Source organism: Alicycliphilus denitrificans K601 (genome assembly GCF_000204645.1).
Classification (GTDB): Bacteria; Pseudomonadota; Gammaproteobacteria; order Burkholderiales; family Burkholderiaceae_C; genus Alicycliphilus; species Alicycliphilus denitrificans.
On the sequence record NC_015422.1, the window covers coordinates 3,630,851 to 3,653,035 of the forward strand.

The 22,185-nt window shown below is 69.5% G+C and carries 23 protein-coding genes and 1 tRNA gene; 17 read left to right on the forward strand and 7 right to left on the reverse strand.

Going from position 1 to position 22,185, the window contains the following annotated elements:
- Positions 1–63 precede the first annotated feature (63 nt).
- The 4 genes from ALIDE2_RS17300 (at position 64) to ALIDE2_RS17315 (ending at position 3,232) form a co-directional block, all read left to right on the forward strand.
- On the forward strand, positions 64–1,914 hold the full coding sequence (locus ALIDE2_RS17300) for a M14 family metallopeptidase (protein ID WP_013722750.1): 1,851 nt from the start codon (positions 64–66) through the stop codon (positions 1,912–1,914).
- A gap of 103 nt (positions 1,915–2,017) precedes the next feature.
- Positions 2,018–2,094: transfer RNA gene (locus ALIDE2_RS17305), tRNA-Arg, on the forward strand.
- Between the two features lie 83 nt (positions 2,095–2,177).
- Positions 2,178–2,780: a PEP-CTERM sorting domain-containing protein gene (locus ALIDE2_RS17310; RefSeq protein WP_013518306.1), complete on the forward strand. Its 603-nt coding sequence runs from the start codon at positions 2,178–2,180 to the stop codon at positions 2,778–2,780.
- 155 nt (positions 2,781–2,935) lie between these two features.
- Positions 2,936–3,232 (forward strand): hypothetical protein, encoded by a 297-nt coding sequence (locus ALIDE2_RS17315; RefSeq protein ID WP_013722751.1) that lies wholly within the window; start codon positions 2,936–2,938, stop codon positions 3,230–3,232.
- Between the two features lie 163 nt (positions 3,233–3,395).
- Here ALIDE2_RS17315 and ALIDE2_RS17320 read toward each other — a convergent pair whose 3' ends face one another.
- Entirely contained in the window at positions 3,396–3,623 is a 228-nt protein-coding gene (locus ALIDE2_RS17320) for a hypothetical protein (protein ID WP_013518303.1), read from the reverse strand.
- A gap of 268 nt (positions 3,624–3,891) precedes the next feature.
- On the opposite strand from ALIDE2_RS17320, the gene ALIDE2_RS17325 reads away from it, so the two are divergent.
- Positions 3,892–4,203: a CidA/LrgA family protein gene (locus ALIDE2_RS17325; protein WP_238530160.1), complete on the forward strand. Its 312-nt coding sequence runs from the start codon at positions 3,892–3,894 to the stop codon at positions 4,201–4,203.
- Entirely contained in the window at positions 4,203–4,595 is a 393-nt protein-coding gene (locus ALIDE2_RS17330; protein WP_013518301.1) for an LrgB family protein, read from the forward strand. Before ALIDE2_RS17325 ends, ALIDE2_RS17330 begins: the two co-directional genes overlap by 1 nt.
- Here the strand turns inward: ALIDE2_RS17330 and ALIDE2_RS17335 are convergent.
- Positions 4,590–5,540, reverse strand: coding sequence for a LysR substrate-binding domain-containing protein (locus ALIDE2_RS17335; RefSeq protein WP_013722752.1), 951 nt, complete (start codon positions 5,538–5,540; stop codon positions 4,590–4,592). The two genes, ALIDE2_RS17330 and ALIDE2_RS17335, sit on opposite strands and share 6 nt — an antisense overlap.
- Positions 5,541–5,711: 171 nt before the next feature.
- Here ALIDE2_RS17335 and ALIDE2_RS17340 point away from each other — a divergent pair, with 171 nt between their 5' ends.
- From ALIDE2_RS17340 to ALIDE2_RS17360, 5 genes are all read left to right on the forward strand, one after another.
- Entirely contained in the window at positions 5,712–6,908 is a 1,197-nt protein-coding gene (locus ALIDE2_RS17340; protein ID WP_013722753.1) for an acyl-CoA dehydrogenase, read from the forward strand.
- Positions 6,909–6,967: 59 nt separating this feature from the next.
- Positions 6,968–8,209, forward strand: coding sequence for a CaiB/BaiF CoA transferase family protein (locus tag ALIDE2_RS17345; protein ID WP_013722754.1), 1,242 nt, complete (start codon positions 6,968–6,970; stop codon positions 8,207–8,209).
- Positions 8,210–8,277: 68 nt separating this feature from the next.
- On the forward strand, positions 8,278–9,246 hold the full coding sequence (locus ALIDE2_RS17350) for a tripartite tricarboxylate transporter substrate binding protein BugE (RefSeq protein WP_013518297.1): 969 nt from the start codon (positions 8,278–8,280) through the stop codon (positions 9,244–9,246).
- Positions 9,247–9,448: 202 nt separating this feature from the next.
- Entirely contained in the window at positions 9,449–9,973 is a 525-nt protein-coding gene (locus tag ALIDE2_RS17355) for a hypothetical protein (protein WP_013518296.1), read from the forward strand.
- Between the two features lie 34 nt (positions 9,974–10,007).
- Positions 10,008–10,640, forward strand: coding sequence for a DUF4124 domain-containing protein (locus tag ALIDE2_RS17360; RefSeq protein ID WP_013722755.1), 633 nt, complete (start codon positions 10,008–10,010; stop codon positions 10,638–10,640).
- Here the strand turns inward: ALIDE2_RS17360 and ALIDE2_RS17365 are convergent.
- Entirely contained in the window at positions 10,628–11,569 is a 942-nt protein-coding gene (locus ALIDE2_RS17365; RefSeq protein WP_013518294.1) for an NAD-dependent epimerase/dehydratase family protein, read from the reverse strand. The genes ALIDE2_RS17360 and ALIDE2_RS17365 overlap by 13 nt on opposite strands.
- Before the next feature lie 68 nt (positions 11,570–11,637).
- On the opposite strand from ALIDE2_RS17365, the gene ALIDE2_RS17370 reads away from it, so the two are divergent.
- Entirely contained in the window at positions 11,638–12,699 is a 1,062-nt protein-coding gene (locus ALIDE2_RS17370; RefSeq protein WP_013722756.1) for a CDP-6-deoxy-delta-3,4-glucoseen reductase, read from the forward strand.
- Positions 12,700–12,705: 6 nt separating this feature from the next.
- Here ALIDE2_RS17370 and ALIDE2_RS17375 read toward each other — a convergent pair whose 3' ends face one another.
- Positions 12,706–13,854 (reverse strand): PLP-dependent cysteine synthase family protein, encoded by a 1,149-nt coding sequence (locus ALIDE2_RS17375; protein ID WP_013722757.1) that lies wholly within the window; start codon positions 13,852–13,854, stop codon positions 12,706–12,708.
- A 116-nt stretch (positions 13,855–13,970) separates the two neighbouring features.
- Between ALIDE2_RS17375 and ALIDE2_RS17380 the strand changes: the two genes are divergently transcribed.
- The 4 genes from ALIDE2_RS17380 (at position 13,971) to ALIDE2_RS17395 (ending at position 18,166) form a co-directional block, all read left to right on the forward strand.
- The gene (locus ALIDE2_RS17380) at positions 13,971–14,888 is read left to right on the forward strand and encodes a LysR family transcriptional regulator (protein ID WP_013722758.1); all 918 of its coding nucleotides are present in this window, start codon (positions 13,971–13,973) and stop codon (positions 14,886–14,888) included.
- A 210-nt stretch (positions 14,889–15,098) separates the two neighbouring features.
- Positions 15,099–16,109: a uroporphyrinogen decarboxylase family protein gene (locus tag ALIDE2_RS17385; RefSeq protein WP_013518290.1), complete on the forward strand. Its 1,011-nt coding sequence runs from the start codon at positions 15,099–15,101 to the stop codon at positions 16,107–16,109.
- Between the two features lie 52 nt (positions 16,110–16,161).
- Positions 16,162–17,145, forward strand: coding sequence for a Bug family tripartite tricarboxylate transporter substrate binding protein (locus ALIDE2_RS17390; RefSeq protein WP_013518289.1), 984 nt, complete (start codon positions 16,162–16,164; stop codon positions 17,143–17,145).
- Between the two features lie 49 nt (positions 17,146–17,194).
- A complete protein-coding gene (locus tag ALIDE2_RS17395; RefSeq protein WP_013722759.1) occupies positions 17,195–18,166 on the forward strand; it encodes a tripartite tricarboxylate transporter substrate binding protein in 972 nt (323 codons plus the stop codon).
- Positions 18,167–18,211: 45 nt separating this feature from the next.
- On the opposite strand, the gene ALIDE2_RS17400 is transcribed toward ALIDE2_RS17395, so the two are convergent.
- Positions 18,212–19,027, reverse strand: a complete 816-nt coding sequence (locus tag ALIDE2_RS17400; protein WP_238530043.1) for a ChbG/HpnK family deacetylase — start codon at positions 19,025–19,027, stop codon at positions 18,212–18,214.
- 69 nt (positions 19,028–19,096) lie between these two features.
- Between ALIDE2_RS17400 and ALIDE2_RS17405 the strand changes: the two genes are divergently transcribed.
- Positions 19,097–19,507 carry a GtrA family protein gene (locus ALIDE2_RS17405; protein WP_013518286.1) on the forward strand — a complete coding sequence of 137 codons (411 nt, stop codon included), beginning with the start codon at positions 19,097–19,099 and terminating at the stop codon, positions 19,505–19,507.
- On the opposite strand, the gene ALIDE2_RS17410 is transcribed toward ALIDE2_RS17405, so the two are convergent.
- Both ALIDE2_RS17410 and ALIDE2_RS17415 read right to left on the reverse strand, forming a co-directional pair.
- Positions 19,455–21,032: an ArnT family glycosyltransferase gene (locus ALIDE2_RS17410; RefSeq protein WP_013722761.1), complete on the reverse strand. Its 1,578-nt coding sequence runs from the start codon at positions 21,030–21,032 to the stop codon at positions 19,455–19,457. The two genes, ALIDE2_RS17405 and ALIDE2_RS17410, sit on opposite strands and share 53 nt — an antisense overlap.
- A complete protein-coding gene (locus ALIDE2_RS17415) occupies positions 21,029–22,009 on the reverse strand; it encodes a glycosyltransferase family 2 protein (protein WP_013722762.1) in 981 nt (326 codons plus the stop codon). The genes ALIDE2_RS17410 and ALIDE2_RS17415 overlap by 4 nt, the downstream gene beginning before the upstream one ends.
- Positions 22,010–22,185: the final 176 nt, after the last annotated feature.

Consider the following 22,185-nt stretch of genomic DNA (forward strand, 5'->3'; position numbering starts at 1 on the left):
GGGCCTTTTTGCTGGCCGCTGCGCCGGGTAACATCCACCAGCCCAAAGACACATCCAGCGATCATGATGACGCCCAAAGCCCCGCACCACAGCACCGCATGGCAGCCCGCCGCTGCCCTCCAGAGCACGAGCGCCCGGGCCCTGCGCCAGGGATGGGCGCTGGTGGCCGCGGCCGTGCTGTCCGCCTGCTCCAGCACGCCGCTGCCGCCCTGGACCACCCAGCCGCCCTCGGCGGCGCAGCCCCCCGCTGCCGCGCAGGCCAGGCGGCCGGTGCCGCCGCCCCTGGGAACGGCGCCGCGCGGCGAGGCGCCCGCCGCGCCGGTCACGATCACGCCCATCGGACCGAACGCGCCCGAACCCTCCGCAGCGGCCCCGCTGCCCTACGGCGAGGCCGTCGCGGCGCGCTTTCCCGATCCATCGGTGCGCTACGAGACGCCGGGCCTGGCCGAGGGGCGGCGCGCCTTCACCACGAATGCCGAGCTCACGCAATGGCTGCGCGACCTGGCGGCAGCGCAGCATGGCGCCACGCGCATGCAGATGCTGGACCTGGGCCTGTCCCAGCGCGGCACGCCCATCCATGCGCTGGTGCTCACGCGCGCCGCGGGCACGGACGCCATGGCCCTGGAGGCCAGCCGCCGCCCCACGGTGCTGCTGATCGGCCAGCAGCACGGCGACGAGCCCGCGGGCAGCGAGGCCCTGCTGGTCGTGGCGCGGGAGCTCGCGCAGGGGCTGCTCGAACCCATGCTCGACCGCATCAACGTGATCGTCGTGCCGCGCGCCAACCCCGACGGCGCCGACGCCGGCACGCGCGTCACGGCAAGCGGCGCCGACATGAACCGCGACCACCTGCTGCTGCAAACGCCCGAGGCCCAGGCGCTGGCCAGGCTGGTGCGCAACTACCGCCCCATGGCCATCATCGACGCGCACGAATACACGGTTGCCGGGCGCTTCCTGGAGAAGTTCCACGCCATCCAGCGCTATGACGTGCTGCTGCAGCACGCGACCACCGCCAACCTGCCCGAGTTCATGACCAAGGCGGCCCTGGAGTGGTACCGCGCCCCCATGGTGAAGGCGCTGGGCGCCGAGAGCCTGACCCAGGAGTGGTACTACACCACCTCCACCCGCCCCGACGACCTGCGCATCTCCATGGGCGGCACCCAGCCCGACACCGGGCGCAACGTCAACGGCTTGAAGAATGCCGTCAGCATGCTGCTGGAGACCCGCGGCGTGGGCATCGGCCGCACCCACATCCAGCGCCGCGTGCACTCCCATGTCACCGCCATCACCAGCGCACTGCGCAGCACGGTGGAGCGCGCCAACGACCTGGAGCAGGTGCGCTCCTACGAAGCGCGCGACATCTCCGCCCAAGCCTGCCGCGGCGACATCGTGGTGGAGGCCGGCCCCACGCCGACCCAGCGCGAGCTGGTCATGCTCGACCCCGACACCGGCGCCGACCGCACGCTGCGCGTGGACTGGAATTCGTCGCTGGAGCTGGTCACGCTGAAGAAACGCCCGCGCCCCTGCGGCTACTGGCTCGCGGGCGGCGCGAGCGAGGCGGTGGAGCGCCTCAAGCTGCTGGGCCTGCAGGTCATGCGCGTGGCCGAGCCGGGCTCCATACTGGCCGACACCTACCAGGAAACCGGCCGCACGACCGCGCAGCGGCAGGACGTGCGCGGCACCGTGGCCGGCGGCCAGGGCATCGTCCGCGTGCAGGTCACGCCCACGCGCAGCGCCATCGACGTGCCCGCCGAGAGCTACTACGTGCCGCTGAACCAGCCCCTGGCCAACCTGGCCGTCGCGGCGCTGGAGCCCGACACGCAGAACAGCTACTTCGCCAACCGCCTCATCCCCAACCTGGGCGATACCGCGCGCGTCATGGCACCGCCGTCCCTGGTGTTCGAGGACACGGACTGAAGAATGCCGCCCGCGAGGGGCGAATCGGCGGCCCTCACCCGGTATGATTCGACACTTCTGCCCGCGCCATGCCATCGGCATCGGCCGCGGCAGACCTCACCAGCTGCCCGTAGCTCAACCGGATAGAGCAATTGCCTTCTAAGCAATAGGTCGGGGGTTCGAGTCCCTCCGGGCAGGCCACCGGCCCTTGGCACCAGGCAGTCAACCTGCAATACTTTTGTCACATCGACGGACTCCTCGTCGGCAATACGGAGACAAAACGTATGCGCAAGATTCTCGGTGCCATTGCAATGGCTGGCTGCATGATGACAGGGGCCAACGCCACGATCGTCTACCAGTTTCAAGTGACTTCGATGGAGTGCTCGGGGTCGCACTGCGAAGACTGGAGCAGCGAACTCAACTCCTTGACGATCAGCATGTCGGCACCCATTGGCGAGCTGAACGTGAGGACGGTCGATTGGGGAACCCCCATCGAGAGCACGCAGTACTACAACTCCAACATCGTCGCCGTCGATTTCGCAGCCCTCGATATTTTTGTGAACATGCAGGAAGGGCGTTGCGAGTCCCCGGTCCTGTGCGAGATGGTGGCAACCCTGCAAGCAAACGATGGATACCTTCAGGGAATCATCAGAACGCTCAGCACGATGTACGCCGATACTTTCATGTCCACGAACGGATCCGATCTATGGTCCGGGTACCTGAATTCGGATCGTGGACCGACCACCCCGGACAATCGCCCGATCTATTCCGGTGTCTGGTATGCAGTGCCGGAACCCGGTGCACTTGCCCTGCTGGGCGTGGGCCTCGTCGGGATGGTCGGCGTGCGCCAGCGCCGGCGCACCGCTGCAGTCGCAGCTTCGACTTGACCGTGTAGGACAAGTACGCGACACCGTGCTCGCGCGGCGTGCATGCGTTGCCTTGCGTCAATGAAGAACTGATACTGCCTCCGTCGGCCGGACGCAAGCGCTTTGGCCTGGCTCCAATCCGAAGCGCATGGCCTCATCATCCCAGGAGGACGATCATGCTCAAGCGATTCTTTGATCCCGCAACCATCTACGCCCGCCGCGTCCAGAGTTGCCTGGACGAAGCCCGCATGGCCGCGCTGGAGCATGAAAACGCCGCGGAGCACCATATGGCCCTGGCCAAGATGTACCGCCACCGCGTTGCGCGGCTGGAGGCGGAACTGGCCCCCGAAGACCGGCAAGCCTCCCTGGTTGCCCAGCCCGCGGCGCCAATGCCGCATATCGCAGCGCTCAAGAAGCACAAGGAGACGGGGCAGCGGCAGCCCGCATACCTGACGCAAGGCGCCGCCGGCTGACCCCCGGTGAGTGGATTTCAGCAGGCCGCGTGAGGCGGCGTGTCCGCGGGCTCGGGCGGCGGCGCGGGGATGTCCGGCTCGACGGGCTGGTCCGCCGGTTCGCGGTGCGCGTGTGCGATGCGCGGGATCATGGCCTGCGGTCTCCTCTTTCTCGCGCCGCGCCTCAATTGTCCTGGCGCTTGATGAGCTTGCGCCCCGTATCGGTGATGTGGAAGATCCCAGCCGGCGATTTGCCGATGTAGCCCCATTCGAGCAGGCGCCCCGACAGGTGGTGCTTGAGCGCGTCGGGCACGGCGATGGCCTGCCCCATTTCGAGCTGCTTGAGCGTGGCGATCTCGTCCACCGTGGGTTCGAACGTCGGGGCGTGGTACAGGGGCTGGGCTGTGGCCATGATGTGCTCTCCTTTTCCGATGGGGATTGGATCACGCGGCGCCGGATCCGTTCCACCGGGATTCGGCCATGCCCGGCGCCGCGTGCGCACCAGGGTATTGCGGCCGGGCGCGGCGCGCAATCGGCCAATCACCCAGGTGGGTGCACGAGTCTTGCGCCATGGGGGATGATCGCGCCACGTCGAACCCGCCCAGATCCCTCCCCGCCCCATGCTCTACGCCCTCACCGCGCTTCTGGCCTTTCAACTGCTGGGGGAGGTTCTCGTCTAGCTGCTGGGCCTGCCCCTGCCCGGCGCGGTGGCGGGCATGCTGCTGTTGCTGGCGGGGCTGCTGGCGCTGGGCCGCGTGCCCCAGGCGCTGGAGCGCGCCGCCGGCGGGTTGCTGCAGCACACGATGCTGCTGTTCATTCCGGCGATCACCGGCGTGATGCTGCACTTCGACCGCATTGCGCAGGAATGGCGGCCCTTTCTCGTGGCCGGCGTGGCGGGCGCGGCCATCACGCTGGCGGCAACCGCAGGGACGCTGCACTGGCTGCTGCGCGACTCGCAGAGCGAACGCCCCGATGAGCAGGAGCGGCCCTGATGATGGACGCCCTGCGCACCCTCGCGCCCTGGCTGGCCGCCTCGCCCCTGCCCTGGCTGGTGCTGACGCTTGTGGCCTACGCGCTGGCGCTGGCGCTGTACCGGCGCAGCGGCGCGCATCCGCTGCTGATCCCGGTGCTGACGGCCGTGGCCGTGGCCATCATGGGCATCGCGGAGGCAGTGATGGCGGGGCCGCTGCTGCGCCTGCTGCGCGTGCGCGACCCGGCGGTGCGGGGCTTCGCCATCGGCCTGACGGCGCACGCCATCGGCACTGCGCGCGAGCTGCAGGTGCACCCCACCGCCGGCGCCTTCACGGCCCTGGCCATGGGGCTGGACGGCGTGGCCACGGCGGTGCTGGCGCCGGTGTGCGTGGCGCTGCTGGGCTGGCTATGAAGCCCCGGCCGCGGCCATTTCCCCGAGCCACTGCGCGAAGGCCGCCAGCACCGGCGGCTGGTGCTGCGCGGGGCTGACGAGGTAGTAGCCGCGCTCGCCGCGCAGCGGCTGGGGGCAGGCCACGACGAGCTCGCCGCGCGCCATCTCGGCCTCGATGAGCATGGGCGGCATCAGCGCCACGCCCAGCCCATGGGCCGCGGCCACGGCCGTCATGGAGAAGAGCTCGTAGCGCGGCCCGTCGAGCGCGCGCGGCGCGTCCTGCACGCCCATGGCATCGAACCACTGCCGCCAGCCATGGGGCCGCGTGCTTTGCTGGATCAGCGGCAGCCGCGCCAGCACCTGCGGCGGCACGCCCTGGTGCGCGCGCCCGGTGCCGCGCGGCATGCCCGACTGCTGCGCGGCCGTCTCCAGCAGGCGCGGGCTGCACACCGGCACCACGTCCTCCTGCATCAGCAGCTGCGCCTGCACGCCGGGCCAGTTGGCCACCTGCTCGGGCGTGCCGGCGTAGAGCGCGGCATCGAAGCCGGTGTCGGTGAACAGGAAGGGGCGGGTCTGGGTCTCTATGTGGACCACGATCTCCGGGTGGCGCTCGGCCAGCAGCGGCAGGCGCGGGATCAGCCAGCGCGTGGCGAAGGTGGCGACCGCCGCCAGCGACAGCGCCCCCCCGTGGCCCTGGTGCGCCATCACGTCCAGCGTGTCCTGCTCCAGCCCCTGCAGCCAGCGCGCCACCTGGCGCCCGTAGTGCCGCCCCGCGGGCGTGAGCACCACGCCATGGCGCGTGCGGCGGAACAGCTGCACGCCGAGCTGCTCTTCGAGCGCCAGGATCTGGCGCGAGACGGCGCTTTGCGTGAGCGCCAGCTCCTGCGCGGCGCGGGTATAGCTCTCGTGCCGCGCAGCGGCCTCGAAACAGGCCAGCGCCTGGGTGGATGGCAGATGTCGTCGCATGGGCGCATCTTAGTCAAACATTCCGAATACTCATTTCTGGATGCGAATAACTCGCTTGCGGCGGGCGCATCCACGGAGATACGATCACTTCCGCCACTCCTTTCCATGCCGCCTCCGCATGCATGGATCCATCCGCCCACCACGTTCACCGCGTTTTGCACTGGAGACACCATGACCCGCGCCGCCTTCCAATGGGACGACCCCTTCCAACTCGACCAGCAGCTCACCGAGGACGAGCGCGCCATCCGTGACGCCGCCCGCGCCTACTGCCAGGACAAGCTGGCGCCGCGCGTGCTGGACATGTTCCGCCACGAGAAGACCGACGTGAGCATCTTCCGCGAGATGGGCGAGCTGGGCCTGCTGGGCCCGACCATTCCCGCGCAGTACGGCGGCGCCGGCCTGAACTACGTGAGCTACGGCCTGGTGGCGCGCGAGATTGAGCGCGTGGACTCGGGCTACCGCTCCATGGCCAGCGTGCAGTCGTCGCTGGTGATGGTGCCGATCAACGAGTTCGGCTCCGAGGCGCAGAAGCAGAAATACCTGCCCAGGCTGGCCAGCGGCGAGTTCATCGGCTGCTTCGGCCTGACCGAGCCCGACCACGGCTCCGACCCCGGCAGCATGGCCACGCGCGCCTACAAGGTGGACGGCGGCTACCGCCTCAAGGGCAACAAGATGTGGATCACCAACAGCCCCGTGGCCGACGTGTTCGTGGTCTGGGCCAAGGAGGTGGAACCCTCGGGCGCCGTGGGCCAGATCCGCGGCTTCATCCTGGACAAGGGCATGAAGGGCCTGTCGGCCCCCGCCATCCACGGCAAGGTGGGCCTGCGCGCCTCGATCACCGGCGAGATCGTGATGGACGATGTGTTCGTGCCCGAGGAGAACGCCTTCCCCGAAATCCGCGGCCTCAAAGGCCCCTTCACCTGCCTGAACAGCGCGCGCTTCGGCATCGCCTGGGGCGCCATGGGCGCGGCCGAGTTCTGCTGGCACACCGCGCGCCAGTACACGCTGGACCGCAAGCAATTCGGCCGCCCGCTGGCCGCGAACCAGCTCATCCAGAAAAAGCTGGCCGACATGCAGACCGAGATCACCCTGGGCCTGCAGGCCGCGCTGCGCGTGGGCCGCATGAAGGACGAGCACCAGAACGTGGTGGAGATCACTTCGCTGATCAAGCGCAACAACTGCGGCAAGGCGCTGGACATCGCCCGCCTGGCGCGTGACATGATGGGCGGCAACGGCATCAGCGACGAGTTCGGCGTGGCGCGCCACCTGGTGAACCTGGAGGTGGTCAACACCTACGAAGGCACGCACGACGTGCACGCGCTCATCCTGGGCCGCGCGCAGACCGGCATCGCGGCGTTCGCGAACTAACGAAAACCATAGCTGCCGGCGCTTGCTGCGTAAGCGCTGGGGACACTTTTTCTTTAAAAATGAGCATACCCACCCCGGGCGCCCTGGCCGGCATCAAGGTGCTGGACCTGTCGCGCGTGCTGGCCGGCCCCTGGTGCACGCAGATGCTGGCCGACCTGGGGGCGGACGTGGTCAAGGTCGAGCGCCCCGCGGCCGGCGACGATACGCGCCACTGGGGCCCGCCGTTCCTGCAGGACGGCGCCGGCCGCGACACGCGCGAGGCCAGCTACTTCACCGCCTGCAACCGCAACAAGCGCAGCATCACCGTGGACATGGCCCACCCCGAGGGCCAGGCCCTGCTGCGCCGCATGGCGCAGCAGGCCGACGTGGTGGTGGAGAACTTCAAGGTCGGCGGCCTGACGCGGTACGGCCTGGACTACGACAGCCTCAGGGCGCTGAACCCGCGCCTGGTCTACTGCTCCATCACCGGCTTCGGCCAGACGGGGCCGTACGCCGGGCGCGCCGGCTACGACCTGATGGTGCAGGCCGCCTGCGGCCTCATGAGCATCACGGGCCACGCCGACGGCGAGCCCGGCGGCGGCCCGCTGAAGGTGGGCGTGGCCGTGATCGACGTGTTCACCGGCCTGTACGCCAGCAACGCCATCCTGGCCGCGCTCAACGCCCGCAACGCATCGGGAGAGGGGCAGCACATCGACATGGCGCTGCTGGACGTGGGCATGGCCGTCCTCGCCAACCAGGCCGCGGGGTTTCTCGCTACCGGCCAGGCCCCTGGCCGCGCCGGCAACATCCACCCGAGCCTGGCTCCCTACCAGGACTTCCAGACGCGCGACGGCAACGTGCTGCTGGCCATCGGCAACGACGGGCAGTTCGCGCGCTTTTGCGCCGCCGTGGGCCATGACGCCTGGGCGCAGGACGAGCGCTTCGCGACCAACACCGCGCGCGTGCGCCACCGCGCCGCGCTGCTGGAGCGGCTGGCGCCGCTGATGCGCCAGCGCAGCACGGCCGAGTGGATCGCGCTGCTGGAGGACAAGGCCGTGCCCTGCGGCCCGATCAACACCATCGCCCAGGCCTTCGACGACCCGCAGGTGCGCGCGCGCGGCACCCGCGTGGACCTGCCGCGCGATGCCGGCGACGGCATCGCCACCGTGGCCACCGTCGCCAGCCCCATGCGTCTGTCCGCCACGCCCGTGGCCTACCGCGGCGCCCCGCCCGCGCTGGGCCAGCACACCGACGAGATCCTGCGCGAACTGGGCCTGGACGCGCCGGCCATCGCCGCCCTCAGGGAAAGCAGGGCCGTCTGATTTTTTCACCCACCCCCGCCATCACTGGCATCGCATTGCTTGCACATTTCAAAAAAGGAGATAAGCACATGATCCGTCGCACCGCCCTCACCCTGGGCATGCTGGCCCTGCTGGGTACCACGGCCCATGCCCAGTCGAGCTACCCCACCAAGCCCATCCGCCTGCTCGTGCCCTTCGCCGCGGGCGGCACCACCGACCTGATCGCCCGCGTGGTGGCCGACCCGCTGGGCCGCGAACTGGGCCAGCCCGTGGTGGTGGAGAACAAGGGCGGCGGCGGCGGCGCCATCGGCGCGGCCGAAACCGCCCGCTCCGCGCCCGACGGCTACAACCTGGGCGTGGCCACCGTCTCCACCACGGCCACCAACCCGGCCATCAACCCCAAGATCCCCTACAACGTGTTCACGGATTTCACGCCCGTCGTGAACATCGCGGCCACGCCCAACGTCATTGCCGCCAACCCCCAGTTCGCCGGCAAGGACTACAAGAGCTTCCTCGCAGAGGTCAAGAAGAACCCCGGCAAGTACTCGTTCGGCTCGCCCGGCACCGGCAGCATCGGCCATCTGATGATGGAAATGTTCATGCTGGAGACGGGCGCCCAGATGATCCACGTGCCCTACCGCGGCTCCGGCCCCGCCCTCAACGACGCCGTGGCGGGCCAGATTCCGCTGATCTTCGACAACCTGCCCTCAGCCCTGCCCTTCATCAAGGAAAAGCGCCTCACCGCCCTCGTGGTGGCCGCGCCCCAACGCCTGGCCGTGCTGCCGGACGTGCCCACGCTGGCCGAGGTGGGCGCGCCCAACGTGAACCGCATGGCGTACTACGGCATCGTCGGCCCCAAAGGCCTGCCCAAGGACATCGTGGACAAGGTGAACGCCGCCGTGCGCAAGGTGCTCAAGGACCCCGCGATCCGCAAGCGCATCGAGGACACGGGCTCGCTGATCGTCGCCGATACGCCCGAGAAGTTCGCGCAGGAAATCAAGGCCGAGTACACCGCCTACAAGAACGTGGTGGACAAGCAGAAGCTCACGATGGATTGAGTTCCCCCGCTCGCGCACGCCCGCAGGCCCCGCCCTCCCCCGGCGGGGCTTTTTGCTGGAGCCCCTGCAACATGGCGACACAATGGTGAAGAATGCGCAAAACCCGGCAAAGCCGGTGCCGCCGGGTCAACCAAAGAGCCCCGCCGCGCGTCTGACACTAAAGCCCCGGCACGAGCCGCCACCACTGCACAGGGAGACCTCCATGCCCCTTTTCCACCCTCTCCCGTCGCGCACCGCCGCCGCCTGCATGCTTGGCCTGCTGGCTGCCGGCTGCGTTGCCGTGCCGGGCGATCCCTACTATGACGGCGGCGGCTACTACTCTGGCTCGTCGTCCATGACGGTGTACGAGCAGCCCGGCGTGATCTACACCGCCCCCCCGCTGGGCTGGCGCGACTATCCCCCGCCGCCGCCCGGCTGGCGCGAGGACGCATGGCGCGAACGCCAGTGGCGCGAGGCCCAGCAGCGCCGCGACGCGCAGCGCCGGGAGTTCGACCGCCGCCGGGAAGCCGATAGGCGGGAGGCCGAACGCTGGGAAACCGACCGGCGCCGCGAGATGGAGCGCCGCGCCAAAGAAGAACGCCTGCTGCAGCACCCCGACCCCAACGTCGTGCGCGCACGCCGCGAGCAGTTCGAGCGCGAGCGCCGCGCCGAGATGGAGGCCGAGCGCGAGCGCCGCAACCAGGGCATGGACCAGCGACCGGGCGGCCCGCGCCCCGATTGGCGCTGACCCCTTCCACGACACACCGGCGACAGCGCGCCCCATGTCCATCTCGCTCCAGCCCGCCGCGCACATGGCCCTGGCTATGGCGATCGCCGCGTGCTGCGCGCTGCCGGCCGCGGCCCAGGTCATGCGCTGCACCGACCCGGCCACCGGCAAGGTCACCTACACCGACGGCGACTGCGGCCGCGGCGAGGCGGCCCGCGAGGTCGAGGCGCGCAAGAGCCCGCAGGAGATAGAACAGGAGCGCGAACAGGCGGCCAAGGCCCTGGAGCGCAAGCACGAGCGCCAGCAGATGGAAGCACGGCAGCGCCGCGAGACGCAGCAGGCCGAGCGCTCCGCCCGCCCCGCCGCGGGCAGCGACCCCGCCCGGTCGATGGAATGCCAGCGCGCGCGCAAGAGCCTGCAGGACGTGCTGGCGACCATGGGCCAGGGTATGTACGACGAGCAGGCAAGGCTCGACGCCGCCCAGCGCCAGGCCGACCTGGCCTGCCTCAGCCACGCCGAGTACGCCCGCGCCGAGCGCAGCCGCGGCTACCGCTCCGTCCCTTCCTACTACGGCCCCCCGATGGTGGTCGTGCCGCCGCGCCCCGCCGTGCCCGCGCCCCGGCGCGAGATCACGCACTGCAACGTGTTCCGCTGCTACGACGCGCAGGGCAACACCTATCCGCGCTGAAGCCCCTCGCGCACCGTGGGGTAGCGCAGCCGCAGGCGCAGTTCGCGCGCCATGCGCGTGGTGACCAGTCGGCGCGACTCCCCCATGAAGCTCAGCAGCGACAGGGGCAGTTGCTGCTGCGCCAGGCTGCGCGCCACGCGCGGCGGGCGCGGCAGGCCATACAGGTTGGCCGCCAAGTCGAAGTAATCCCCCATCTTCAGCTGGCTGTCGTCGGCCACGTTGTAGGCGCGCTGCGGCCGCCCGCGCCACAGGGCCGCCACACAGGCGCGCGCCAGGTCGTCGGCATGGATGTGGTTGGTATACACGTCGTCGGGCGCCGCCAGCACGGGCGTGCCGCGGCGCAGCCGCGCCTCGGGCGTGCCGCCCTCGCGGTCGGGGGCGTAGATGCCGGGCACGCGCAGAATGCTGGCGCGCACGCCCGCGCGCCCCAGGTGGCGCACCGCGCGCTCGGCGTTCACCCGGCGCTGGGCGCGCGGCGTGGCGGGAGCCACGGGGCGCGACTCGGCCACCCACTCGCCCGCACAGTCGCCATACACGCCGCTGGTGGAAGCGTAGACCAGCGCCTGCGGCAGTGCGCGCCGGCGCAGCACGCGCACGAGCGCCGTGCTGCGCCGGTCCAGCCACCAGCGCGGCCCCACCGCGCCCTCGCCCGGCGGCGGCGCCAGGTGCAGCACGCGCGTGGCCAGGCCGGCTAGGCGCGCCAGCGAGGCCGCGTCGTCCAGGTTGCCCACGAGCGGCATGACGCCGGCGGCGCGGAGCTGGGGCACGCGCGCGGGCGAGGAAGTCAGCGCCAGCACGCGCGGGCGCGGGCCGCCCGCGCCCAGGCTGCGCGCCACGCGCAAGCCCACGTCGCCGCAGCCGATGATGAGCAGGCGCTGGCGCCGAAAGCGCGCCGGCAGGGCGCCGAGAGGGTTTTGGTTTGAGGGCAAAATCGGCTCCGTCGAGCGATGAGCGGGGCATGGCCCCAGAAAAGACAGAACGCCAAGGATACCCATACATGACGAGCGCACAGACCGCAGAGGCGACCTTCCAGATCACCGTGCAGCCCAGCGGCCGCGCATTCGAGGCGCAGGCCGGCGAGCCCATCCTGACGGCCGCCATCCGCAGCGGCGTGGGCCTTCCCTACGGCTGCAAGGATGGTGCCTGCGGCTCGTGCAAATGCAAGAAGCTCAGCGGATCGGTGGTGCATGGCGAGCACCAGCACAAGGCGCTGAGCGTCGAGGAGGAAGAAGCCGGCTACGTGCTCACCTGCTGCGCGAAGCCCCTGACCGACGTGGTGCTCGAATCGCGCCAGGTGACGGACGAAAGCGCCTACCCCATACGCAAGCTGCCCGTGCGCGTGTCCGCGCTCACGCGCGCCTCGCACGACGTGATGCAGGTGCGCCTGCAGCTGCCGGCGAACGACAGCTTCCGCTACCACGCGGGCCAGTACATCGAATTCATCCTGCGCGACGGCGCGCGCCGCGCCTACTCCATGGCCACCGCGCCGCACATGCAGGAGAGCGCGCCCGGCGTGGAGCTGCACATACGCCACATGCCCGGCGGCAAGTTCACCACCCATGTGTTCGGCGACATGAAGGAAAAGGAGATCCTGCGCGTGGAGGGGCCGTTCGGCAGCTTCTTCCTGCGCGAGGACTCGGACAAGCCTATGGTCTTCCTGGCCTCGGGCACGGGCTTCGCGCCCATCAAGGCGCTGATCGAGCACATGCAGCACAAGGACATCGTGCGCCCGGCCACGCTGTACTGGGGCGGGCGCCGCCCGCAGGACCTGTACATGGACGGCTGGGTGCGCGAGCGCCTGGCCGCCATGCCCCAGCTGCGCTACGTGCCCGTGGTGTCAGACGCCCTGCCCGAAGACGGCTGGACGGGCCGTACGGGCTTCGTGCACCAGGCCGTCATGGAGGACATCGCCGACCTCTCGGGCCATCAGGTCTATGCCTGCGGCGCGCCCATCGTGGTGGACTCGGCGCGCCGCGACTTCGTCCAGCAGGCCGGCCTGCCGGAGTACGAGTTCTACGCCGACGCCTTCACGTCCGAGGCGGACAAGCTCGCAGGCTGAGCGGCACTACCCGGCGGCGGCCAGTGCCGCAGCTTCGCTGGCGCTCGGCTGCGCAGCCGGTCGGGAGCCGCCCCCATCGCGCCAGACGCCGCGCAGCCAGGCTTCTTCGAGCTGCACGACATAGGGCGCGATGTCGTAGTGGTTCGACGCCAGCCACGCGTCGTCGTAGTAGCTGTCCATGTAGCGATCGCCGGAGTCGCACGCCAGGGCCACGATGGAGCCGGCCTGGTTGCGCTGCGCCATTTCGCAGGCCAGCTGCATGGCCACGTAGAAGTCGGTGCCGGTCGAGCCCCCGTAGCGACGCCCCACCAGGCGCTGCAGCACGCGCATGGCGGCGTAGGACGCGGCGTTGGGCACCCGCTCCATGCGGTCGATGACGTCGGGCACGAACGATGGCTCCACGCGCGGCCGGCCTATGCCCTCCACGTCCGAGCCGCGCGCGCTGGTGATGGAGGCATCGCGGTGGTGAAAGTAGCTGTGGAACACCGAATGCTCGGGGTCCACGACGCACAGCTGCGTGGCGCATCCCTGATAGCGGATGTAGCGGCCTATGGTGGCGGAAGTCCCGCCCGTGCCCGCGCCGACCACGATCCAGGCCGGCGTCGGGTGCGGCTCGCCGCGCATCTGCTGGAAGATGGATTCCGCGATGTTGTTGTTGCCGCGCCAGTCGGTGGCCCGCTCCGCGTAGGTGAACTGGTCCATGTAGTGGCCGTTGCACTCGCGCGCCAGCCGCTCGGCCTCGGCGTACAGCTGCGCGGAGCTGCCGACGAAGTGGCAGCGGCCGCCATAGAACTCGATCTGCGCGATCTTGGCGGCCGACGTGCCGCGCGGCATCACGGCGACGAAGGGCAGGCCCAGAAGGCGCGCGAAATAGGCCTCTGACACGGCCGTGCTGCCCGAGGACGCCTCCACGATGGTCGTGCCTTCGCGGATCCAGCCGTTGCACAGCCCATAGAGGAACAGCGACCTGGCAAGCCTGTGCTTGAGGCTGCCCGTGGGGTGGGTCGATTCATCCTTCAGGTAGAGCCGCACCTGCGGCATGGCGGGCAGGTCGAGCTGCAGCAGATGGGTGTCGGACGAGCGCTGGAAATCGCGCTCTATGCGCCGCACTGCTTCCAGAACCCAGCTTCTGGACGTCACTTGAATCGATGGCATTTCCTGGTGTTCCTTCGTGTCGTTGTCCGGAGCACGGCCCTGTGCCCGGATGCGCAAAGTCTTCCATTGCCGGGGCTGGTGTACAAACGGGCTTTCTCACAACCAGCATTTGTCAAATGCAAAAGCTGATGCATTACAGCCTGGTCGACATCCGGCTCTTCGTCGCCGTCGCCGATGCGGGCAACGTTTCGCGCGGCGCGGCGCATTGCTTTCTCGCCCCTTCCTCGGCCAGCCTGCGCATCAAGCAGCTGGAGGAAAGCCTGGGCACCCGGCTTTTCGTCCGCGAGGCCCGCGGCGTATCGCTGACCCGCGCGGGCCAGGTGATGCTCGAACATTGCCGCCGCTGCCTGGCCGAGCTCGAACAGATGCACGCCAACCTGGCGCCCTATGCCGAGGGCGTGAAGAGCCACGTAACGCTGTTCGCCAACAGCACGGCGATCGCGTCCTACCTGCCGGAGAACCTCTCGGTCTTCCTGCGCGCCTACCCCGCCGTGCGGGTGTCGCTGGAGGAACGGCTCAGCCACGAGATCGTCGCGGCCGTGGCCGAGGGCCGGGCGGACATCGGCGTGGTCACCTGGAGCGACGAGCACCCCGACGTGACGTTCTGGCCCTACCACGAGGACGAGCTGGTCATCGTAGCGCCGGCCGCGACCGAGCTGGGGCAGGACGGCAAGGTCCGGTTCGTCGAGTGCCTTGCACACCCCATCGTCTCCCTGGCCAGCGGAACGGCGATCCACACCTTCATCGCCGGCAAGGCTGCGGCGCTGGGCTATCCGATCGACGTGCGCATACAGGTCGCAGGCTTTTCCGCCGTCGTCGCGCTGGTACGCTCGGGCGCCGGGATCGCCATCGTGCCGCGCTCGGTGATGCGCAATCTGCAGGACGACGGCGTCAGAACCCTGACCCTGCTGGAGCCCTGGGCCGTGCGCCAGCTGAGCGTGTGCGCCAGAAGCGACGAGAAGCTGCTGTCCAGCCACGCCCTGGCCCTGCTGCAGCAGCTGCGCGGGGCCTATCGCGGCCCCGCGGCCGGCTGAAGACCCGCCGCGAATGGGCCATCCTGGATGAGCGTTTGCCTTTGACAAACTGAACTGTTGGATTAACTCGTTTGTCCCGGCGCGTGCGCCGTGAAAGACTGGCTGCATCTCAACCTCGTCGCAGAACTGCCCGGGCCAGGCCCGCCCCCGGGAACATGGCGCCTTGCGCACCCGCCCGCAGTCCGGCGACGCAATCCAAGGAGACAGTCCATGCAGCCCATGAACCACTGGCAGCGCATCGAAGCGGCGATCGGCGGCGAAGCGACCGACCGCCCCCCGATCGCCCTGTGGCGCCACTTCCCCGAAGACGACCTGCACCCCGACAAGCTGGTGGCGCACACGCTGCAGTGGCAGGACAAGTGGCAGTTCGACCTCGTGAAGTTCATGCCCTCGGGAACCTACGGGGTCGAGGACTGGGGCGCGGTCAGCGCGTACCGCGGGGCGGCCAACGGCGCGCGCGAGGTGGTCCAGCCGGCCGTCCTGCGCACCGAGGACTGGCGGCGCATCGCCCCCCTGGACGTGCGCCAGGGCTCCTACGGCCGGCAGAACGAGGCCCTTGCCGCCGCGGCCAGAGGACTCGGGGGGCGGGTGCCGCTGCTGCAGACGGTGTTCAGCCCGCTGACGACGGCGCGCAAGATGTCCACCGAGAAGATGTTCGCCGACCTGCGGTGCTTCCCCGACGAGCTGGAGCGCGCGCTGATGGTCATCACCGAGGTCACGATCCGCTTCGCGCTGGACGCGCTGGCCCTGGGCGCCCACGGCGTGTTCTTCGCAACGCAGCAGGCATCGCACCGGCTGCTGAGCACGGCGGAGTACGAGCGCTTCGGCAAGCGCTATGACCTGATGGTCTTCGAGGCGCTGCGCGACAAGGCCCGCTTCAACATGCTGCACGCCCATGGCGACGACATCATGTTCGACCTGCTCTCGGACTACCCGGCGGAGATGTTCAACTGGCACGACCGCCTGACCGATCCGACGATCGCGCAGGCCGCGGAGCGCTTTCCCCGGCTGCTCGTGGGCGGCATCGATGAGCACGGCACGCTGCTGCGCGGCAGCGAGCGGGACATCGAAGACCAGGTGCACGAGGCGCTGTCCCAGGCCGCGGGGCGCCGCCTGATGATCGGCCCGGGCTGCGTGCTGCCGGTGGCGGCCACGGACGCCAGCATCCGCGCCGCCGTGCGCGCCACCCACCAATTCCAGGAAGGCCTTGCCTGCGCCTGACGCCAGCGCAAGGCCGGCGATATCGGCAACCAAAGACCCAAGGAGACAAACCATGCGCAATTCCCTCTTCTCCCTCGCGCTGGCCGGCACGCTGGCCACCGGCCTGGCCGCGCCCGCATCGGCCGCCGAATGGCCCGCGGCCGACAAGCCGATCCAGATCATCGTCCCGGCGCCGGGCGGCGGCGGCACGGGCGACACGATCGCCCGCCTGATGGCCGACCGCCTTGGCAAGAGGCTCAAGGCCTCCGTCATCGTGGACAACCGCGGCGGCGCCAACGGCAACATCGGCGCGTCGGCCGCGGCGACGGCCCCAGCCGACGGATCCAGGCTGCTGTTCTCGTGGGCAGGCACACTAGCCGTGAACCCCAGCCTGTACCGCGGCCTGCCTTTCGACCCACAGAAAAGCTTCGCACCCATCGCCCTCGTCGCCGACGTGCCCAACATCCTCGTGGTCAACAACGAGCTGCCGGTGCGTGACCTGGCGGAGTTCATCCATTTCGCCAAGGCAAATCCGGGGCGCCTGAACTACGGCTCCACGGGCAACGGCAGCTCCATGCACCTGGCCGGCGAACTCTTCAAGCGCGAAACGGGCGCGCAGCTGGTGCATGTGCCCTATGCGGCGCCGGGACAGGCCACGACGAACCTGATGGCCAACGAGATACAGGCCATGTTCCAGCTCGTGCCCGGCGTGGTCGGGCAGGTGAAGGCCGGGAGGCTCAAGGCCCTGGCCGTGATGTCGCCGACGCGCTCGCCGGCGCTGGCCGATGTCCCGACCACCGCGGAGCTCGGCCATCCGAAGCTGCTGTCGTCGACGTGGTTCGCGCTGCTCGCGCCCAAGGGTACGCCGGCCGCCATCCTCGACCGCCTGAACACCGAGGTCAACGAGATCCTGCAGGACCCCGAGGTCAGGAAGAGCCTGGCCGACATGGGCGCCGCGCCGCTCGGCGGTTCGCGCCAGGCCCTGGCCGAGCACCTGGCGGCCGAGACGTCCAAGTGGGCGCGCGTGGTCAAGGAAAGCGGCGTCCAGGTCCAGTAGCCCGCGCCGGCCAGGCATCGCCTGGCCGTTTTTTGCACAATGGAGGGCTATGAACCGCAGAAGCATCCTCCTTACGGCCGCCGCCCTCGGTGCGGCACTCGCAACTCCCATGGGCCATGCGCAGGACGGTCCGATCCGCCTGGTCGTGCCCTACGCGCCGGGCGGCCCCATCGACGTCACGGCGCGCGCCCTGGCCGAACGCGTACGCGACTCGCTGGGCGTGGTCGTCGTGGACAACAAGGCCGGCGCCGGCGGCAACATCGGCGCCGACCTGGTTGCCAAATCCGCCCCCGACGGCCTGACCATCGGCATCGCCGCCACGGCCACGCATGCCGTGAACCCCTGGCTCTACAGCCGCATGCCCTACGACGCGGCCAAGGACTTCGCCGGCATCACGCAAATGGTGCGCGTGCCCAATGTGCTGGTGGTGAACGCCGCGCGCGCCGAGCAGCTCAAGATCCGCACCGTGCAGGACCTGATCGCCTACGCCCGTGCCAACCCCGGCAAGCTCAACTACGGCAGCGGCGGCAACGGCAGCGCCGGCCACCTGGCCGGCGAGATGTTCAAGCAGAAGGCCGGCATCTACGCCCTGCACATTCCCTACCGTGGCGCCAGCCCCGCGCAGCTGGCGCTGCTGGCCGGCGAGGTGGACTTCAACATCGACAACCTGGCCGCCGCCGCGCCCAACATCAAGGCGGGCAAGCTCAAGGCGCTGGCCGTCACGTCGCTCGCAGCCAGCCCCATGCTGCCCGGCGTGCCGCCGCTGTCGGACACTTTCAAGGGCTTCTCCATCGACACCTGGTGGGGCCTGGTGGCGCCCGCCGGCACGCCCAAGCCGGTGATCACCAGGCTGAACAAGGCCTTCACCGACGCGCTCAAGGCCCCCGAGACCAAGACCCGCTTCGAGGCCCTGATGGCCGAGCCCGTGCCCACCTCGCCCGAGCAGTTCGACACCTTCATGGCCGCCGAGCGCGCCAAGTACCAGTCGGTGGTGAAGGCCTCGGGCGCCAAAGTGGATTAATGCTTTTTTAACTTCCAGCGCTTGACTGGCGAGCGCTTGTAGCTATCAAAAAAGTAGCTGCTGGCACAACATTTGTCCCATGGGCCGCAGGCGCACGCGTGTGCCCTGCAGCAGGGTCTCGAAGTCTGGTGCAGCGATCACCGCGAATTCGTCCTGCCGCGCGCGCGCCAGCACGTCGGGTGCCTGGGCGGGCAGGCCCACGTGGCACATCAGCAGGTCACCATCGCGCGCGGCGCGCAGCCAGCGGCCGAGCCGCGCGCGGTACTGCTGCGCGCCCCCGGTGAAGTCGTACACACCCAGCAGCCGCGCGTTCTGGCGCAGCCCCTGGCGCCGCGCCAGCGCCGACAGCGCGCGTGCTCCCAGGAACGCGATCACATGGCTCTTGAAGCCCGTGCGCGCATCGGCATGCGCTGCGCCCTGCGGGCTGTGCGTGGCACGCAGCCACAGCCCGCCCGCCGGGTAGCGGCGCGCCAGCTCCTGCAACAGCAGCGTGCGCACCACAGGCAACTGGTGCACATGCTGGTGGCCGTCGACGTAGGCTGGCGCGCGGCCCATGGCTCGCTCGAAGGCATCGAGCTGGGCTCTGATCTCGGTGCGCAAGTCCGCCGCGTCGAGCCGGCGCAGGTAGGCGCGCGCGATCAGGCGCCCCAAGGGTGTTCGCAGCGCAGGTTGCAGCGGGCATTCGGTCAGGTCCAGGTGTAGCCCCACCTCGACCCGCCGCGGATCAAGGATGCGCAGCGCCCGGGCGCCCTCTTCCCATGCCCGCCCACCCACCATGGCGGACACAGCCTGCACGCGCCCCTGGCGAGTCAGAGCGAACACAGCCTCGTTGATGCCCTCGTGCAGGCCGAAGTCATCCACGCAAATACTGATGTGACGCCAACTGCTATGCTGCGGCGTTTCATGCCCCATCGTTCCCGTTCTCCCTCGATGTCGCGCCGCAGCACCCGGTTGCAGCACGGCCGCATCGGCTGGTTCATCGTGGTGGGCTGCGCCGCTGCCGCCGTGCACTGGTGCGTGGCCACATCCCTCGTCGCCCTGGCCGGCTGGCCGCCCCTGCGGGCCAATGTCGCGGGCTGGCTCGTGGCGCTGGGCGTTTCGTTCACCGGCCACCACCGGCTCAGCTTTCGCGGGCATGGTAGCTCCATCGGCCGCGCGGGGTTGCGCTTCTTCGCGATATCAGCCGGGGGTTTTCTCGTCAACGAGTCGGCCTATGCCCTGCTGCTGCGTTGGACCAGCGTCCGCTACGACGTGCTGCTGGCCGCGGTGCTCGTCGGCGTGGCCGGGGTCACCTACCTGCTGAGCCGCCATTGGGCCTTTCTGCGCAGTCCAGTGCCGTAGCCAGCGCACCCTTGCGCGCATCGACGCGCCAGAGGCTTTCGCCACGGTCCATGTACATGACCTGGGCCTGCTCCAAAAACGCATAGTGCTCGTTCAGCTGACTCGCGCCCACCACCCATGCCACGCCTTCGCGGCACAGCGCCGCTGGCAAGGCCTCGGGGGTCAACAGCAGGCGTTGCGCCAGCAGGGGAGCGAACGCCCCGGCGTCTGCCACCTCCTTGCGCCAGTTGTCGCGCCGTGCAACGTCGGGACTGTTCCAGTCATCGACCACGAACGCAGGCTCCCGCAAGCGCGCATAGAAGGGCACGTCATACGGGTAAGCCTTGAGCATGAACACCGGTTCCCCTGGCTGGTGATGCTCGCGCAGCGCCAGACCCAGGCCGCGCGTGGAGTGGTACTGGCTTGCCGCCAAGCCGGCCACCAGCCCCAGCCCCAGCAGCGCGCCGCAGGCCAGCGTGGCCCGCCACCGGTTGCGGCGCGATGCGGATTCATTCGCGCGCATGCTCGCATCGGCGATTAGCCAGGCCAGCGGCGGCACGGCCGGCAGGATGTAGCCCAGTAGCTTGGACTGCGGCAGCGAGAAGAACAGCAGCACGCAGCCCACCGCCAGCGCCATCAAGAGGCGCACCGCACCATGCGCCCCGCCAGCCGTGAAGTAGCCGCGCGCGAACACGCCGCGCACCCACAAGATGGCAGGCAGGCTGAATACCGCCACCACCACGGGATAGAACCAGAACGGCTGCGCATTGTTGAACCCGCCCGCCGCGAAGCGCTGGAAATGCTGCACCACGAAGAAATAGTGCAGGAACCCGTCGAAGCGCTGCTGCATGGCCACGAACCAGGGCGCAGCCACGGCCAGGAACAGCACCAGCCCCGGCAGCGACAGCAGCGCTGCCACCGTGCGCCAGCGCCGGCGAAGCACGAGCCAAAGGCCTACGACCATGGCCGGAATCACGAAGCCGATCAGCCCCTTGGCCAGCACGCCCAGCGCCGCGAGGCCATAGGCCAGCCACAGCACGCGGCGGTAGGCCAGCCCCTGCTCGAAGCACAGCGCCGCATGCGCGAGCGCCAGCACCGTGGCGGTGATGCAGCCCGCCACGAGCATGTCGAGGTTGGCGAACTGCCCGCCCGCGAAGAACAGCGGCTGCACCAGCAGCAGCACGAGCACGCGGCGCGCGGCCGCGCCGCCGCTCCAGCGCTGCGTGAACAGGTATAGCGAGAACGCGCCCAGCGTGGCGCCCACGAGCGATGCGGCGCGCGCCGCGATCTCGGTAAGCCCCGCCACCGACAGGGCCGCGCCCGTGATCCAGTAGAACAGCGGCGGCTTGTGGAAGAACGGCATGCCGTCCAGCGCGGGCGTGAGCCAGTCGCCCGAGCGCAGCATCTCCCACGCCACCGTGGCATAGCGGCCCTCGTCGGGCAGCATCAGCGGGCGCATCCAGGCCGTGGCGGCCAGCCAGGCGAAAGTGAGTGCCAGCACGGCCAGGCTGCCCTGCCAGGCCGTGCGAGAAGCCGCGGCCCTCATGCTTCGTCTTTCCGCAATCCCTGGCCGAGTTCGCGCTTGACCACGTACAGCGGCCGCCGCTTCACTTCCTCGTAGATGCGCCCCACGTATTCACCCACCACGCCCAGCGACACGAGCTGTATGCCCACGAACAGCATCAGACTCACGACGATGGTAGTCCAGCCGCTCACGTCATGGCCGTACAGCAGGTACACCAGGGTCAGGTAGGCGCCGTAGCCGAACGCCGCCAGCGCCAGCACGAAGCCCAGAGCGATCACCGCACGCAGCGGCCATACGGTAAAAGCCGTGAGGCCTGCGAACGCGAGCCGCAGGAGCCGCAGCTTGTTGAAATAGCTGCGGCCATGCTGGCGCTCGTCGGGCAGGTAGGGTACGGCCACCGACTCGAAGCCGACCCAGGCGTACAAGCCCTTCATGAAGCGGTTGCGCTCGGGCAGCGCAAGCAGCGCCTGCACCACCCTGCGGTCCATGAGCCGGAAATCACCCGCTCCCTGCGGCACCTCGAAGCGGTCGCCGTGGTTAATGAGCCTGTAGAACCAGCCCGTGCCCACGCGCTTGAAGGCGGTCTCGGCCTCGCGGTGCTCGCGCACGGCATAGACCACGTCGGCCCCGGCGCGCCAGTGGCGCACGAAGGTGTCGAGCAGCGCTGGAGGGTGCTGCATGTCGGAGTCCATCATCACCACGACCGCACCCGCGGCCGCCTCCAGGCCCGCGGTCAGCGCGGCCTCCTTGCCGAAGTTGCGGGACAGCTGCAACGCGTGCACTCCCGGTTGCCGGATCCACCGGTCCATGCGCTCGCCAGTCGCATCAGTGCTGCCGTCGTCGACCAGCACGATCTCCCATTGCGGGGCCAGGCTCGCGAGCCTTGCGCTCAGCAACGGCAGCAGGTTCTCCAGGTTATCGGCTTCGTTGTAGCAGGGCACGACGCAGGAGATCGACGGCAGCGCGCGCTGCACGGCCGCCTCGTGCGAGGCTGCCATCGGTAGTGTTGTCTCTGATGGAAACGGCGGGTGGCTCACAAAAAACTCCCTCCCTACCCACGAACATCGGGCAACGCGGAAGTCTGCCGCACGGACCCTGAAGGAAGCCTTAACAAGACAAGGCGCCAGCATGAATTGCATGAAAATTCTCATGCGCCGCACCGGCACATCAGGCT